We start from the raw sequence: 16,611 nt of genomic DNA, 5'->3' as shown, positions 1-16,611 counted from the left end.
AGCCGCCAGCTGAGAATGTGTTACATAATCACGGCCGACCAGCGCCCTCGAAGATCCAGCCTGTCTGGTTTGGAGGGATCCCTCCAAACCAGACAGGCTCTAGCTCGGCAGCGCGTAGGCCACGAGCGCGTCGCTGATCTTGGTCTCCATGAAGTGATGCCCGCCGGCCATGATGACCAGATACTGCTTGCCGCCGATCTCGTAGGTCATCGGCGTGGCCTGCCCGCCGCCGGGCAGGTGGTCGGTCCACAGCGTCTTGCCGGTCTTCAGGTCGACGGCCCGGATCAGGTCGTCGGTGGCCGCGGCGATGAAGATCACCCCGCCCGCCGTGACCACCGCCCCGCCGTTGTTGGGCGTGCCGATCTCGATGGGCAAGCGCGAGGGAATGCCGAACGGACCGTTGTTGCGCGCCGATCCGAACGGACGGTCCCACAGGGTCCGGCCGGTCCGAAGGTCGATGGCGGTCAGCCCGCCATAGGGCGGCTCCTTGCAGAGCAGGCCGGTCAGGGGCAGGCGCCAGCCGGCGTTGACGTCGATCGCGTAGGGCGAGCCCCACTGCGGGTCGCCCGCGCCTTCCGCGCCCTTCTTCATCGAACCGCCGCGTTCCTCGCCGCGCGGCGCCCAGCCCTTCTTGTCGGCCTCGGCGCGAGGCACCAGGCGGTTGTAGTTCGGCATGTCGTTGTAGTTGGCGACGATGACCCCGCGCGCCGGGTCGACGGCGATGCCGCCCCAATCCGAGCCGCCGTTATAGCCGGGATATTCGACGTAATGACCCTTGGTCTCGGGCGGGGTGTAGAAGCCCTTGTAGGTCGCGCGGCGGAACTGGATCCGGCAGATCATCTGATCGATCGGCGACATGCCCCACATCCGCTTTTCGGTGAGGTCGGCCTTGCGCAGGGTGTGGAACAGCGAGAACGGCTGGGTCGGCGCGCGCTGCTGGGGTTCGACGCCGCCCTGCGGAACGGGCTTTTCGACCACGCCGGTCAGCGGCGCGCCGGTGCGGCGATCCAGAACATAGAGGTCGCCCTGCTTGCCCGGCAGCACCAGGGCGGGGACCGTCCCCGCGCCGGTCGGGAAGTTGACCAGCGTGGCCTGCGAGCCGAGGTCGTAGTCCCAGACGTCGTTGTGCACCGCCTGGAACGACCAGACCTTCTTGCCGGTGGTCACGTCCAGGGCGACCAGCGAGCTGGAATGGGCCTTCTCCAGCGGCGAGCGGGTCGAGCTCCAATAGTCGACGGCGCTGTTGCCCAGCGGCAGATACACAAGGCCCAGGGCCTCGTCGCCGCTGGCGGTCGTCCACATGTTGGGCGTGCCCCGCGTATAGGTCTGGCCGGGCGGCGGCGCGCCGGTCAGGTCCGGGCGCGTCATGTCCCAGGCCCAGCGCAGCTGTCCGGTGACGGCGTCATAGCCCTGGATCACGCCCGAGGGCGCGTCGCGCCGCTGGCCGTCCAGAACCTGGTGGCCCGTGACGACCACGCCCCGGACGATGGTCGGGGCCGAGGTGATCGAGAACATCCCGGCCGCCGCCTTGCCGACGCCCTGATTGGTGTCGACCTGGCCGCCGAAGCCGAAGCCCGCGCAGGGCTGGCCCGTGCCGGCGTCCACCGCGATCAGCCGCGCGTCCAACGTGCCCTCGATGATCCGCCGGGCGCACGGTCCCGAGGCGTTGGGCGCGGCGTAATAGGCGACGCCGCGGCAGGCGGCCGTATAGGGGATGTGGATGTCCGCGACCTTCGGATCGAACCGCCAGCGTTCCTTGCCGGTAGCGGCGTCGAGCGCGATCATCACGTTCTTGGGCGTGCACAGATACAGCGCGTCCCCGACCTTCAGCGGCGTGGTCTCGGCGCCGTACTGCTTCTTGGCCTCGGGCGTGTCGGGCATGTCGCCGGTGTGGAACAGCCAGGCGCGCCGCAGCTGGCCGGCGTTCTCCGGCGTGATCTGGGCCAGGGTCGAGTAGCGCTGCGCGCCGTAGGTTCCGCCATAGGCCGTCCAGTCGGCCCCGGCCGCCATCGTCCCGTCCATCGCCAGGAGACCGCTTGCCGAGGAGGGCTCGCCCGGCTTGCCCGGGGCGGCGGCGATGGCGACGGCGGCGACGCCGACCATGGTCAGGATCAGGGAGCCGGCGAAGAGCCCGCCGGCCAGTTTCCGCGCCCGACGGTCGACGGTCAGCAACGGCGCGCAGGCCAGGGCCAGCCACAGCAGGACCAGCGGCCCGACGAGCCTCGGGACCAGCGCCCAGCCGTTCAAGCCGACCTCCCAGAGCGCCCAGACCAAGGTGGCGGCGAACACCGCCGCGTACAGCCACACGCCGGTGATCCGCCGCGTGATCAGCAGCACGCCCGAGACGATCAGCCCCAGGCCCGCGAGACCGTAGTAGGGCGATCCATGAAGCACGGCCAGCCAGGCCCCGCCGACCGCCAGAACCAGGCCGATCAGCAAAAACGCCGCGCCCAGAAGACGCGGCGGCCACGAAGCCACACCATTCGAGCGCTCGCCGTTCAGGGGCATGGTCCGTCCTCCAATACGGTCGGATAACCGCCCTGGCCCGGCGTGGTTCCGGGGCCATGTCGGCTCGTCGTCATTGGACAGCGGCGCGGCGCTTCTAGGGGGCCTCCGCCAGGCGCGGACTTTCCAGGGTCAGGCAGAGGCGTTTTCGGCCAGGACGATCGCGCCCAGGACTCCGGAATTTTCCCCCAGCGCCGGGGCGACGAGATAGTCCTCCAGGACGCCCGGGCGGCGAAGGTCGGGAAGATAGCCGCCCAACCAGGACGCCACGCGCTCGCGGGTCCGGGACAGCACGTGAGGCGTCTGACCCACGCCGCCGCCCAGCACGATCCGACGGGGCGCTATCGTGTAGGTCAGCGCGACGATCATCTGCGCCAAGTAGTCGGAGACGAGGTCCCATAGCGGATCGTCGGTGGAAAGGGTTTCGGCCGGACGGCCCAGCCGGGCGGCGAGCGCGGCGCCGCTGACCAAGCCCTCGAGACAATCTCCGTGAAACGGACACGCGCCGACGAACGGATCCGACGCGGGATCGCGGCGCACGGGCAGATGCCCCAGCTCGGGATGCAGAGCGCCATGAACGGGCGCGCCATTGACGACCAGACCGACGCCCACGCCGGTTCCGACGGTGATATAGGCATGGTCGGCCAGACCCGCGCAGGCGCCCCAACGCCCCTCGCCCAGCGCCGCGCCATTGACGTCGGTATCGAGTCCGATGGGCAGTCCCAATCCGCTCAAGACGCCCAAGAGATCAACGCCGGACCAGCCGGGCTTGGGCGTCGCCAACAGCCGACCGTGGTCCGCCGCGCCAGGATCTAGCCTCACCGGTCCGAAGGTGGCGACCCCGACGGCCCTCAGACCCGACCGGGCGCGTCGCGCCTCCAGCACCTTGAAAAGCGCCTCCAGAGTCTCGTCTGGCGCCGTGGTGGGAATGCGCACACGGTCGCCGAGATCCTCGGGCCCTGACCCAAACGCGACCACGACCTTCGTGCCGCCGATTTCCACGCCCGCATAGGTCATTGGGCATCGCCTCCAAGACGTCTCTTCACCGGATCGCCGCCCGCTCGTCGGCGTCATGATCGCGTTCAAGGCGGCTCTGGACGTCGAAGATCATGGTGGCGCTTCCTTCGGCGGACATCGGATCCCAGCGCGGCAGGCCCGCGTGGTTGGGATCCCCGCTCCGCGCGAAAGCGACGAAGGCGTCCGCGACCTTGGCGCTCAGCGCCGCGGCGTCCTCGCCGCCGCCCGTCATGGAGTCGCAGCGATCGGTGTTGGCGAAGGCGAAGGGGATATCCAGGCAGTGAAACGCGCGCGGCCGGCCGTCCAGCACGGGCGAGCGCCAGTTGAACGCGTAGAGATAGGCGGGCGCTCCGCCCTGGCGCGCCTTGACCGCCGCTTGATCGACCGCGGCCTGGCGGATCGGCGCGGTCGCGATCCGCGACCAAATATCGAAGGGACTGGCGTTCGGCGTTCGCCGTCGAAACGCCGCCACCAGGCCGGCGCCTCTTCCCGGCAGGAAACGCTCGGCCCTCGCGGCGAGCTCGGCCTCGCTCATGGTCTCGACCTCCGGATGGTTTATTCCGTGGACGAACTCATTGAGCGTCGTGCCGACCATCAGCGGCACGTTCGCCGAAATCGCCGGCGCGTCCGGATGGAACGGACAGGTCGGCAGAACGGCCCCGTCGACCACGGGGGCGAAATCGAGCTGGTTCGGGATAAGGCGGGCGTCCACGAAGCCGTCGAAAGGCTTGTTGACCCGCGCCCGGACTCTTTGCCCCGCCTCCAGAAGGCGCGCGTGCGGCATGGTCTGAAGGCGGGCCGCGTCCGATGCCGCAAGGCCCAGTTCGGCCAGGGTCAGATCGGTCAGGCGCCGCGCCTTCTCCTGGGAGACGGCCCAGCTGAACGAGCCGCTCATGACGATGGCGCGATGAAAGAGACCGCGGGCGGCGGGCATGCCCATCAGGGTCGAGACCTTGGCCCCGCCCCCAGACTGACCGAAGATCAGGACACGATCAGGATCGCCGCCAAACTGGGCGATGTTGTCGCGAACCCACGCCAGGGCCGCGACGATATCGAGCATGCCGACATTGCCAGACTGGGCGAACCGCTCGTCGACATGGGACAGATCAAGATACCCCAGGACATTCAGGCGATGGTTCAGGGTCACGACCACCACATCGCCGCGGCGCGCGAGGTTCTCGCCGTCGAAGGCGGGCAGGTCGTGCCCCGAGCCGGCCGCGAAGCCTCCCCCGTGCAGCCAGACCATCACCGGTCGTCGCCCCGAGGGCGCCAAGCCAGGCGTCCAGACATTGAGCCTTAGGCAATCCTCGCTCTGAACGGCGTCGTTCCATTGAAAGACAAAGGCTTCCTCGTCGTTTAGGCGCCCTGTTCCCTGGTCCTGGGGACAGATGGGTCCGTAGTGGCGCGCGCTGCGCGCGCCCGTCCAGGGCTCCGGAGGCCGCGGCGGCAGGAACCGTCCCGTCCCGCCCGTGGGCGCGCCATAGGGCACCCCCTTGAAGATGTTTATCCCGTCGCGCACATAGCCGGCCACGCGCCCAGAGGCGGTGGCCGCTTGCGCCACGCCCGCGCCGGCGGTCAGGCCGGTCCTCGCGGCCCGGGTCGTCGCCCTCGCCGGCCCCGCCATCGCGCCCTGGGCGCCCGCGACAAGCGCCGCGCCCTTCAGGATGGAGCGGCGCGCCACGCCTGAGCCGCGGCGATCCTCGAAGACACCGCTCATGGAAGAACCCTCGGTCGCTGCGACGCTCATCGACGGATGCGTCTGGTTTCCAAAGAGAGAAAGTCGCGGGGAGAGCGGCAGGGGCGCATCTCCCCGCGCGAGAAAAGGGCCGCTTCGCCGCCGCGATCCCCGCGACGGCGAGCGCGCCCATCCTCAGTTGGGAGAATGATCAAGCGCGGACATCGGCGCCCGCGCTGATCGGTGCGGGCCTAAAGCCTGTTTATCGGCTCACGCTTAAACATGACGCGCTCTAGTTGAAGTCCAAGCTCAGGTTCACGCCGATGGTCCGCGGACGCGGCCCGGCCAGCAGGGTCGGGCCGTTCGCCGCGGTGGGTCCACGCTCGTCCGACAGGTTCTCGCCAAAGAGCTTGACCGTGTAGGCGCCCTTCCGAACCCCGACGCTGGCGCGATAGAGTTGGTAGGGGTTCAGCGTGTTGACGGTGGGATCACTATTGCGCGCCTTGCCGACGGCGGTGGCCGAGGCGTTGGCGAACACGTCGTAAGCCCCGATGCTCTTTTGATAATTCACATCCAGGCGCCAGTTGTACGGCGGCGTGTTGAAAAGCTCCTGGCCGCTCTTGTTCCGCGGATTGGCGGCGGCGAAGGCGGGGATGACGTTGGTGAACTCCGAGGTGTTGACGTTGCCAACCACGGCCAGGTTGAGGCCCTCGATCGGGGTGTCCCACGACGCCTCGATATCGATCCCCTGCGTCTTGGCGTCGCCGAGATTGGCGAAGGCGGACAGGCCGATCGACGTATTGAAGGCGCTCTGCAGGTTTGTGTACTTGATGTCGTAGGCGCTGACCGAGAGGTGGAGCTTGTCGTCGAACAGCTTGCCCTTGGCGCCGATCTCGATGTTCCGCAGCTTGTCGGGCGTCAACGAAACGCCGGTCGGCACGCCGTCCGCGATCACCGCGTTGGCTTGGGCCTGCGACTGCAGGATGCCGCTCCGGAAGCCCGTGCCAGCGTTGAAGAACAGCATCCACTTGTCGGACGGATAGTAGGCCAGGTTCGCCCGCCAGGTCAGGGCGTCCGGCTTGGCATGGCTCGTGATCAACTGACCGTTGGTCACGGACTCCGAGGAGCGATCATCCTTGAAGTAGCGGAGCCCCAACAGAGGCACCAGCTTGCCGCCCATCAGGTCGTAGCTGACTTCCGAGAACACCGAGGCATTTTCCGTGCGGGTGATCGTGCTTCCCCCCAGCTTCAGGGTGGGAAAGTTCAGGGAGAAGGTATAGAGGCCGCGCGCCTTCTGGTAGAAGGCCCCGCCCACCCAGTGCAGCGGGCCATCGCCGGACGTGGCGAGGCGGAACTCGTTCACGAAGCTGTTGGCGTCGCCGCCATTGATCAGCGTGCCGATCCCTAGCGGCGCGCCAAGGTTCAGCGCCACGCCAAAGCCGCCCGGCAGCGACTTCTGGTATGAGGTGGCGTTGGTCAACGTCAGACCATCGAACGCATGGGTGACGGTCGCCGAGTAGTAGTTCGCGCGCCGACGATCATAGCCGTTGACCGTGCCCTGATAGGCCGCGTAGGGCGGATCCACCGAATTCATGACGTTCAGATAGTCTTGGTCGGTGCTGAACCGCCAAGCGCGCAGTCGCACGGTCGTGAGGTCGGTGGGTTTCCACAAGAGCACCGCCTGGAGGTTCTTGGCGATGACGCCGTTGGCGTCCGTCTTGTAGGGCGTCCCCACCGGAGCCCCCTGATAGATGTCGTTGTAGCCGGCCCGCTTGTCGTAGCCGCCGCTGACGCGCAGCCCCAGCTTGTCCTCGATGATGGGGATCGAGACCGCGCCGGCCACGCGATAGTTGGGATCGCCCGCCTCGCGCGTCCCCGACAGTTCGCTTTCGGCCGTGAAGCCCATCCGGCTAAGGCTAGGATTTTTGGTGCGATAGATGATCGCGCCGCCCATCGAGCCCGAGCCGTACAGCGTGCCTTGCGGCCCGCGCAGCACTTCCACCCGTTCGATGTCGAAATATTGCAGCGGCGGCGCGGCCTGATTGTTGGGAACGCCAAACGGGGTATCGTCCAGATAATAGCCGATCATGCCGTCGCCGACCGGTCCGCCGGCGCCCGAGCCCCGGAACGAGAAGATGCGGTAGCCCGCGCCAATTTCCTGGGCTTGCGACGCCCCCGGGATCATCTGGATCAGGTCCGCGCCATCGCGCACCCCGCGCTCGGTGAGCACCTTCTCGGAGAAGGCCTGGATCGCGACGGGCGCCCGCGCGATGACCTGAGAGCCCCCCTTGAGCGCGGTGACCACCACCTCGTCGAGCTTTTCCGGCGTCGCCGCGTCGCCCTGGGCTTGCTGGGCCAGAGCCGGACCGCTGGCGGCGGCGATGAACGCGCCGGCTAGGGCCGCCAGGCTAACTCCACGCCAAAGCGCTGAACGCGACCGCGTGTTGAATTCAATCTTTCTCACGACGATACCTCCCCATTTTTATTGTCTAGCGATATGAATGTAATCGATTGCCGCGCTCTTCGCGACACCCCGCATGAGCCTCTCTCGCGCGCCGGTCTCCGCTCACATCAGGCGAACGCGGCGCGCAGCCCGCTCATCCACGCGGCGGTGAACGCCTTGGACGGTCGGGCTTGCGGCGCCACGAAATCGAACCCGTGATAGGCGCCGGGCGTGAGCTGGAACTGGGTCGGCACGCCCGCGAGCACCAAGCGTCGCGCGTATTCGAGATCCTCCTCGACAAAGAGATCGATGCCGCCGACGCCGATAAAGGCCGGCGCCAGGCCGCTCAGGTCGGCCACGCGCGCCGGCGAGGCGCCGCGGGGCGGCTGGCCCTTGCCGGCGGGGGCGCCCAGAAAGCACGACCAGCCAAAGCGATTGCCAGCCTCGTTCCAGCCGATGCGGCCAATGGACGACGGAACCCGCCGCGTGCTGCCGGTGCGATCGTCGAGCATGGGATAGATGAGGACCTGATAGCGCAACTTCACTTCGCGGCGATCGCGCGCGGCGATAGCGACCATCGCCGCCAAGCCTCCGCCGGCGCTTTCGCCCATCACCGCGATGCGGTCGCGATCGACGCCCAGCGCCTCCGCGTTACGATGCAGCCACGCTAGCGCCGCGTAGCAATCCTCGACCGGGCCGGGAAAAGGCGTTTCGGGAGAGAGCCTGTAGTCCACATTGACCACCAGGCAATCCAGCTCCGCGGCGATGGTTTGACAAACAGGCGTGGCATCCTCGGGACGCCCCAGGATGAACCCGCCGCCATGGATATGCAGCAACGCCGGTCGCGGCTTGGCGCTCGAGACGGCGCCGATGATCTGCACGGGCACGTCCGGCCCGCCTGGAGCGCCGGGAACGACGCGGCGCTCCACGGCCGGACTGGCCAGGGGCTTTGGCGGCGGGGGCAAATGAGCGCGCAAGGCCAGAAGCTGCGGCACGGTCCAGTTCGGTTGAGGCTTGGCCAGCAGCGCGCGGGCCGCGTCCCGCAGCTCCGGATCGACATTGGCCAGAAGATCCTCGCCGCTCGGGCTGACGCCCGCCAAGGACGGGGTCGCGCCCGCGGCGACCGCGGCGCCCAGCATCATCGCGTGCAAATCGCGTCTCGATACGGCCAAATTAGCCTCCCCGACTCGGAGCACTTCGGCTCCTCCCTAAAGTGATCCCCGAAAAGGCAATCGATTACAACCCCCGCGAAGAAGAAACTTGCAATCGATTACCGAGGCGTTTTTAGTTCGGTCCAGCCGAGGCCGCGGCGCGAGACGAAACACCAATCGACGGCCCGGACCGACCGTAGGGAGAAGACGAGATGGAAACCCGAAACGCGCGCGGGCGCGGTGCGGTCAAGGCGACGGTGATCGCCCTGCTTGCCTTGGCGGCCAGCGTCGCCGCGGCCCAGGATCGTAAGCCCTCGCCGGTGCGGGTCGATCCAGACGGAACCGTCCTGGCGCCGGCCATGAGCGTTCCGGTCTCGAGCCTGCTGTCGCCCGAGGCCAAGGCCTATATGGCCGAGCACCTGCGCCAGATGCAGCAGCCCGAATTGCTGGCGCAAAAGGACGGGGTTCCGATCTTCATGGAATCCTATCTGGCCCGGCAGCGCGTTCTGTTTCCCCATGACCGGGTCGATGCCAAGATTGGGGGCGTGCACGTCTATGACTATACGCCCAAGGGCGGCGTATCGCCCGAGAACCGCGCCCGCGTGCTGATCAATCTGCATGGCGGCGGCTTCATGGGCTGCTTCCAGGGTTGCGGCGAGCTTGAGTCCCTGCCCCTGACCAGCCTGGGACGCATTCGCGTTGTCGCCGTGGACTACCGACAAGGGCCGGAACATCACTTCCCGGCCGCCAGCGAGGACGTGGCCTCGGTCTATCGCGAACTGCTGAAAACCTACCCCGCCAAGAACATCGGCATCTATGGCTGCTCGGCGGGCGGAATGCTGACCGGCATGTCGGTCGCCTGGTTCCAGGCCCACGGCCTGCCGCGTCCCGGCGCGATCGGCATCTTCTGCGCGGGCGCGACCTTGTCGCCGTCGGGCTTCGGCGGCGACGCCGACTTCTTCACCGGTCCGCTGGGCGACGCCCGTCCGCCAGCGCCCTGGCCGCCCGCCCGCCCGGCCTCGGAGGGTTCGGCCCTACCCTATCTCGCCGGCGCGAGCGTCAAGGATCCCCTGGTGTCGCCGACCGCCTCGGACGAGGTTCTTCGCCAATTCCCCCCGACCCTGCTGATCACCGCCACCCGAGGCTTCGAGCTGAGCTCGACGGTCTATACCCACACCCAGTTGGTCCGGTTGGGCGTCGAGGCCGATCTCCACGTCTGGGAAGGCCTGTTCCACGGATTCTTCTACAATGCCGACGTGCCGGAATCGCGCCAAGCCTACGATGTGATGTTGAAGTTCTTCGACAAACATCTGGGCCGCTGACGCGCCAGGGATCAGGAGCGCGTCAATGCCCAGAGCCACGCCGGGTGCGCCGGAGCGCGCGCCCAAAGGCTGGACCAGCCTCCCCTCGCCGAGCGGACGCGGCCAACTCCGCGTTTTACGCGGTTTCGCATCCCGCGATCTCGCGGCCCGCGACCTCTATGTCTGGAGGCCCGATGGAGTGGACGACGACGCGCCCTTGCCGGTGCTTTACATGCAGGACGGCCAGAACCTGTTCGACGCTCGGCTGGTGCCGTTCGGCGTGGCCTGGGAGGCGGACGCCTGCCTGTCACGACTGATCGACGCGGGGCGAATCGCGCCGATCATGGTCGTGGGCGTCGCCTGCACGCACGAGCGCTTCGCCGAGTACGCCCCCGCGCTGATCCTGGAGCAGCTCGCCGCGCCAGCGCGTCAGGCGATCCTCGACGCCTGGCCTGGCGCGCCGAAATCAGCGGCCTACGCCCGGATGCTGGTCGAAGAGATCAAGCCTCTGATCGAAGACGCCTTCGCCACCTCGCCGGGACAGGCGGGCGCTTTCCTCGCGGGGTCTTCGATGGGGGCCGTGGCGGCGGCGGAGCTGCTGGCGCGATATCCCGAGACTTTCGCGGGCGCGGCCATGCTGTCGGCCCATTTCAGCCTGTTGCCCGTAACGGAGACCGAGCCCCTGCCCGCGGGCTTCGCGGAGGACGTCGCGCGCGCCGTGGGCGTGTTCGCCCGACGCCATATGCCGCGCGCGGGGTCGCATCGCCTGTGGCTGGACAGAAGCGCGCTGAGCATCGACCGCTTCTATCCGCCATCGCACGCCGCCTTGGTCGGCGCGCTGAGCGCGTTGGGCTACGTCGAGGACAAGGATCTTCGCGTTCGCGTCTATGCCGGCGTCGGCCACGACGAAGGGGCGTGGCGCGAGCGCCTCGACGAAGCGCTCGCCTTCCTGCTGGCGCCCTTTCCGGTCTGATTGATCCAATCAGCTCGTAAGGGGCTCTAGAGCCTTATCCGCTCGAATGGAATCATTCGAGCGGAAAATAAGGCTCTAAATCAAACATTTAGAGCGTGATAACCGCCGAAACCGCTCACACTTTCGGCTATCACGCTCTAAGCCGCCGCCGGCCGCGCGCCGGTCGACCGCCCCGCCCAGAGCACGCACATCGCCGCCGCGCCCATCAGCGCCCCGCACAGCATCAGCACGCGACGCGGATCGCCGGCCAGCAGGCTGTCGAAATAGAGGGGCATGGTGACCGCGTTCAACAGCATCGGCGTCACGATCATCATGTTGAAAATGCCCATGTAGACGCCGGTGCGTTCGGGCGGGATGCTCTCCGACAGGATGATGTAGGGATTGCCCATGATGCTGGCCCAGCCCAGCCCGACCCCGATGGCCGGCGCGAACAGCCAGACCTTCTGAGTGACATGGGGTATGGCGAACATGCCCAGGCCGGCCGTCAACAGACAAAAGGCGTGCATGGCCGCGGCCCCGAACCGCCGGGTCAGCGGGGCCATGGCGAAGGCGGCGACGAAGGCCACGCCGTTGTAGAAGCCGCCGACCTGGCCGTTATCCAGCACGGCCCTGCGGAAACTCTCCGACAGCGGATTGGCCTCGCCATAGACCGACCGGCTGATCGAGTAGATGACGTAGTTCCAGTAGCCGAACATGGCGTACCACTGAAACAGGCTCATCAGCGCCAGCTTGCGCATGGTCGCCGGCATGGTGACGATCGCGTCCCAGATCTCGCGCAGCGTCGCGGTCGCGGTCAGGGGCAAGGCCTTGAGCCGGTCCTTCTGCGCATCGCTCAGCGGCAGCTCGGGCACGCGGAAGATCGACCACAGGATCGTCGTCAGCGACAGCACCGCGCCCACCGTGAACGCCACGCGGGTGATCACCGGGATGCGGTGGGCGTCCACCGCGTTGATGTCGAAGCCCAGCATGTTGACCATGAAGCTCGGCGCCAGATAGGCCAGCATCTGGCCCAGGCCCGTGAAGGCGCTCTGCGAAAGAAAGCCAAAACGCCGCTGCTCCGTGGACAGCCGGTCGCTGACATAGGCCCGGTAGGGCTCCATGGTGATGTTGTTGCCCGCGTCCAGGATCCACAGCAGGCTGACGGCCGCCAGAATGGTCGGGGACAGCGGCATGAAGAACAGCCCGACGGCGCACAGCACCGCCCCGAACACGAAATAGGGCGTCCGCCGCCCCCAACGCGTGACGGTGCGGTCGCTCATCGCGCCGATGATGGGCTGGACCAGCAGGCCCGTCACCGGACCGGCCAGTTGCAGAAGCGGAATGGCGGCCTCGTGGGCTCCGAGATAGGAATAGATCGGCGCCATGTTGGACTGCTGCAGGCCAAAGCTGAACTGCAGGCCCAGAAAGCCAAGGTTCATCTCCACGATGCGAAGCCAGGGCAGTCTGGGCTTCAGCGCGTCTTCCATGCGTCTTTCCTCCGTGGACGCGTTCAAAGGCGTCTCGATCGTCTTGATGTGGGGTCCACGGCCTGGGTGGCGGACGGGCTTCAGCCGGCGACGGCGCGCTGGAGCCACAAGTCGAACAGGTCCAGCCACCGGCCGTCGGGCGCGTTGGGCGAGCCCAGGCCAAATCCGTGTCCGCCCTCCTCCAGGAAATGCGCCTCCGCGCGGACGCCGGCCTTACGCAGGGCCTCGAGCATCATCAGACTATTTTCCGGAGGGACGGCCGTGTCGTCCAAGGCGTGCGCCAGGAAACACGGCGGCGTCTCGGCCGAGACATGGCGCTGGGGCGAGCGGCGCGCGACCAGATCCTCCGTGGGCGCGGGTCCCAGCAGCGAAAGGCGCGTCTGCGGATTGGCGTAGGGCAGCGCCAAGGTGATCACCGGATAGATCAGACCGACCGCGGCGGGTCGCGCGCTGAGCGCGTCGGCCGCGTCGCGCGGGGCGTACAGGGTCTCGGCGTGTTCGGTGGCCAGCGAGGCGATCAAGTGCCCGCCGGCCGAAAAGCCGAGCGCGGCGACCCGCCCAGGCTCGAAGCCGAACCGCCTGGCGTTGGCGCGAACCAGCCGCAAGGCGCGCTGCGCGTCCTGCAGCGGCACGTTCCAGAACTCGCTCCAGCCTTCTCCCGGCAGCCGGTAGATCAGGACAAAGGCGGTATAGCCCCGCGTGGCGAGGGCCTCGGCGACGGCCACGCCCTCATGAGTGCCGACGACGAAACTATAGGCCCCGCCCGGCGCGATCAGCACCGCCTTGCCGTTGCTCTTGGCGGGCCGGAATACGTGCAGCGACGGCTGGGCGACGTTGCGAAAGAAGCCCGGCGGAAAGTCGGCGGGAACGGGCTGGGCCTTGAAGGGACCGTTCGGCGCCGCGCCCGGCCAGAGGGCGATCGCCTCGGCGCGCGCCCAACTCGCGGGCAGCGGTCCCAGCGCCGGCGGCGGCTTCAACGGTTCGCGATCGGCCAGGGCCTGGCCGCCGCCCGCCACGGCCAGACCCGCGCCCAGGACGAGGCGTCGCGACAACGCGAAGTGGCCGTGCTTGGCGCTCATGGAGTCGCTCGCGCTCTTCAAGTCAGGAGCCCTTTGTCGGCGCATGTCCAGCCAGCGCGGCGGCGGATCGCCAGGCGGCTCTTGAGAAGGAAAGCCGAGACGAAGCCTGGGACGGCGACGTTGACGCCCTGCCCGCTCTCCATCCCATCGACGGTGGCCGCCGTAAGATCTTGCATCGCCTTTTCTCCCCAACGCCGCGGCGCCGCGTATCATCTCCCGCTCGTGGACGGCGGGCGTTGCGCCTGGGCCCTAGAGTCTCGCGCGTCAAATGGAACCATTCGAAGCGGATAACGCGCTCTAGGCGTAGCTTTCGGCGACCCCGGCACAGTGTACGGCAATCGATTGCCCGTCAACCAATCCCGTCATCTCGCCGCGCAAGACCACGACGTCGCGCCCGATTGAGCGATAGATCCTAACGGTCGCCCGCGCCCGTCGAAGCCCGCGGGGCGAGCGTCGGCGTCAGAAGCACCGACGGCGCGTCCTCGTCGCGCAGAAGCGCCAGCAGCGTATCGACCAGGGCCTTGGCGCCCTTGTCCAGATCCTGCCGGACCGACGTCAGAGGCGGCAGGGTATGACGCGCGACGTCAAGGTCGTCGAAGCCGACGACCTTGACGTCGGCGGGCACGGCGCGACCGCGATCGGCCAGCGCCTGGATCGTCATCATGGCGATGGTGTCCGACGCGGCGAAAATGCCGTCGACGCCATCGGCGATCCCCAGATAGTCCGAGATGGTCGTCAGAGCCATCTGCGGCACGAAGTGGACGGGCAACAGCGCCCCGGCCACGCCCTCCGCGGCCTCGATCGCGTCGCGGAACCCCCGCAGCCGTTCCTCGACCTCGGGGGCGTTGGGATCGCCGAAGAAGGCCAGCTTACGGCACCCCTGGGCGATCAGATGTTCCGTCGCCATGCGTCCGCCCAGACGGTTGTCGCTGCCGACGGTGTGATAGGCGTGACCGGCGATCTGAGAGCCCCAGACGACCATCGGCCTGTAGGTCTTGGCGGTCTGGTCCAGCACCCGCGCCTGATCGGACTGTCCAATGACGATGATGCCGTCGACCCGGCCAGATTGGGCGATACGGTCCAGCCAGTCGCCGTCGCTGGGCACGACGCGGCTGAGCAGGGCGTCGTAGCCCTGGTCGGCCAGCCGATCGGCCACATGGCTGATCAGGGTCATGAAGAAGGGGTCGGACAGATGCTGGGTTCGCTCGTGACCGAGAGGCACCACCACGCCGATCGCCCCGGTCCGCCCGATCCGCAGATTGCGCGCCGTCGTGCTGGGCTTGAACTGCAGCTCGGCGGCCAGCTTTTGAATGCGCTCGCGCGTCGCCGCCGACAGGTGGCCGGCGCCCGTCAGGGCGCGAGACACGGTCGCGGTCGATACGCCAGCGATCCGGGCCAACTCCTGGATATTCTGAGGTCTAGCGCCGGCCGTCTTCGAGCCGGGCCTAGTCTTCGGGGGCAAGGCAACCTCAATGAAACACGTTGGGTGGTTCAGCGGACGGCAAGGCGGTCTCTTCGTCAAGACCAGCGCCCCAGAACTTCGGAGTGTCGATCTAGGTCGATTCCAACATCCGTTGGAGGGCGGGCGGTGTCGAGGACCACCTCCGGCTGGCCGGCGCCGGAACAATGACGAGAGCCTTTTCGAGACAGCGTCGAGATCGCCCTAGCAATCGATTGCCCCTAACGTGGCCCGCTCGCCACGCACCGGGCCGGCGCTAGACGTCCAGTTCAGCCTGATCGCCAGCCAATCGCAGCCGCAGCGCGGGCGCGAAAGTGGCTCCGAAGCGACGCGCGCCGGTCGCCTCGCGGCCACGCCCCCAGTCGTCGATAAAGCTGATCACCGACAGGTCCGGCAGCACCAACCAGCTATAGGCCTGACGCGGGGCGGCGGGCGGATTGGCGAAGACCAGCCCCGTCCCGTTCAGAGGCCGCCAGCCTTGCATCGGATGTTCGGACACCATGCCATAAAGGCCCGTCGGGGCATGGCGCAGAGTCGGCGCGAACACGTGGGTCTGGGTCGACCAGAACATGTAATAGAGCCCCCCCGCCATGACGACATGCGGCCGTTCGAGCTCGTTGTTGACGTCCGTCGCATCGATCAGCGGCGGAGCCAGACGCCAGTCGTCGGCCTTGCCCGAGGAGGAGAGGGCCGCGCCGATCACACCGTTGAAAGCCGCCCCGCCCGCCGCCGAGCCGGCGAAGAAAAGGTAATGGCCGCCATCGCGGGGGTCATGGAAATAGGCGGGATCGCGGAACGCCTTGATGGTCCCGATGACCCCCACGCCGCCGTCGCTAGCCATGTAATGGGCCGCGTCGCGCTCGACGACCTCGCGCAAGTCCCTCCAGTCGAACAGCCTGGGCCGATCACCGGACGTCTCGAGGCTGGCGCGGGCGCTGAAAAGCCGCTGCTCGAACGTCGGGGCGGTCTCGCCGCGCCGGCCCGTCGCCGTGAAATAGAGGGTCAGGGCCCGCCCGTCCGCGTCCACGACGGCCGAGCCCGACCATTCCCGGCTCCCCGGCGAGAATCCTTCCGGCATCGCCGGGCCGAGGGGCGACCAACCCGCCGCGTCGCGCCGAAACAGATGAATTCGGGCGTGTCCGTGCCGATCGTCGGGATCCTCGAAGCGAGGCGCGGCCAGAGCCATCCAGAGCGTCGCGCCGTCCTCGAACACCATCGGCGCGCCCGCCTGGGTCTGGAGGGGCCAGGCGTCCCAGATGTCCAATTCAGCGCTCACGCGAACGATTTCGCGCTCGCCGATCAACGGCGCCGTGCTCATGGCCAGAGGGTCGATCCGCGCCACGTCGGCGGCCGTCCAGCGATCTGGAACGGCCCGTTCGGCGCTGATCGCTAAAGGAATGACACTGGACATGCGCTCTCCCGGTCGGCTGGATGATGGCGGGCTCCAGCCTGGCCGGTGTAAAAGAAAGCGACCGCAAAGGCAAACGATTGCCAACGCCGCGTTCGCGGCATCCCGAGGCTTGGTCGAAGGTCGCCCGGTCC

At 67.9% G+C, this 16,611-nt stretch carries 11 protein-coding genes; 2 read left to right on the top strand and 9 right to left on the bottom strand.

Annotation, left to right across the window (positions count from 1 at the left end):
• Positions 1-99: 99 nt before the first annotated feature.
• The 5 genes from OR37_RS11530 to OR37_RS11510 all read right to left on the bottom strand — a co-directional run bounded on the left by OR37_RS11530 (position 100) and on the right by OR37_RS11510 (position 8,782).
• Positions 100-2,508: a membrane-bound PQQ-dependent dehydrogenase, glucose/quinate/shikimate family gene (locus OR37_RS11530; RefSeq protein WP_004619888.1), complete on the bottom strand. Its 2,409-nt coding sequence runs from the start codon at positions 2,506-2,508 to the stop codon at positions 100-102.
• Positions 2,509-2,637: 129 nt separating this feature from the next.
• Positions 2,638-3,522: an ROK family protein gene (locus OR37_RS11525; RefSeq protein ID WP_004619887.1), complete on the bottom strand. Its 885-nt coding sequence runs from the start codon at positions 3,520-3,522 to the stop codon at positions 2,638-2,640.
• A 25-nt stretch (positions 3,523-3,547) separates the two neighbouring features.
• Positions 3,548-5,239, bottom strand: coding sequence for a carboxylesterase/lipase family protein (locus tag OR37_RS11520; RefSeq protein WP_004619886.1), 1,692 nt, complete (start codon positions 5,237-5,239; stop codon positions 3,548-3,550).
• 250 nt (positions 5,240-5,489) lie between these two features.
• Positions 5,490-7,661 (bottom strand): TonB-dependent receptor, encoded by a 2,172-nt coding sequence (locus OR37_RS11515; RefSeq protein ID WP_004619885.1) that lies wholly within the window; start codon positions 7,659-7,661, stop codon positions 5,490-5,492.
• Positions 7,662-7,768: 107 nt separating this feature from the next.
• A complete protein-coding gene (locus tag OR37_RS11510) occupies positions 7,769-8,782 on the bottom strand; it encodes an alpha/beta hydrolase (protein ID WP_054508548.1) in 1,014 nt (337 codons plus the stop codon).
• Between the two features lie 221 nt (positions 8,783-9,003).
• On the opposite strand from OR37_RS11510, the gene OR37_RS11505 reads away from it, so the two are divergent.
• Complete coding sequence (locus OR37_RS11505) at positions 9,004-10,113, top strand: alpha/beta hydrolase fold domain-containing protein (protein ID WP_004619878.1); 1,110 nt, start codon at positions 9,004-9,006, stop codon at positions 10,111-10,113.
• Positions 10,114-10,138: 25 nt separating this feature from the next.
• Entirely contained in the window at positions 10,139-11,065 is a 927-nt protein-coding gene (locus OR37_RS11500) for an alpha/beta hydrolase (RefSeq protein WP_004619876.1), read from the top strand.
• Between the two features lie 137 nt (positions 11,066-11,202).
• Here the strand turns inward: OR37_RS11500 and OR37_RS11495 are convergent, their stop codons facing one another.
• From OR37_RS11495 to OR37_RS11480, 4 genes are all read right to left on the bottom strand, one after another.
• Positions 11,203-12,531: an MFS transporter gene (locus OR37_RS11495; RefSeq protein ID WP_004619874.1), complete on the bottom strand. Its 1,329-nt coding sequence runs from the start codon at positions 12,529-12,531 to the stop codon at positions 11,203-11,205.
• An 80-nt stretch (positions 12,532-12,611) separates the two neighbouring features.
• A complete protein-coding gene (locus tag OR37_RS11490) occupies positions 12,612-13,610 on the bottom strand; it encodes an alpha/beta hydrolase (RefSeq protein WP_004619872.1) in 999 nt (332 codons plus the stop codon).
• A 412-nt stretch (positions 13,611-14,022) separates the two neighbouring features.
• A complete protein-coding gene (locus tag OR37_RS11485) occupies positions 14,023-15,009 on the bottom strand; it encodes a LacI family DNA-binding transcriptional regulator (protein WP_291843816.1) in 987 nt (328 codons plus the stop codon).
• Between the two features lie 316 nt (positions 15,010-15,325).
• The gene (locus OR37_RS11480; RefSeq protein ID WP_004619866.1) at positions 15,326-16,480 is read right to left on the bottom strand and encodes a glycoside hydrolase family 68 protein; all 1,155 of its coding nucleotides are present in this window, start codon (positions 16,478-16,480) and stop codon (positions 15,326-15,328) included.
• Positions 16,481-16,611 lie beyond the last annotated feature (131 nt).

Origin of the sequence: Caulobacter vibrioides OR37 (assembly GCF_000372645.1) — a bacterium.
GTDB lineage: Bacteria > Pseudomonadota > Alphaproteobacteria > Caulobacterales > Caulobacteraceae > Caulobacter > Caulobacter vibrioides_E.
The sequence above is the reverse complement of the archived record's forward strand: the minus strand, read 5'-3'. Positions and strand labels throughout refer to the sequence as shown.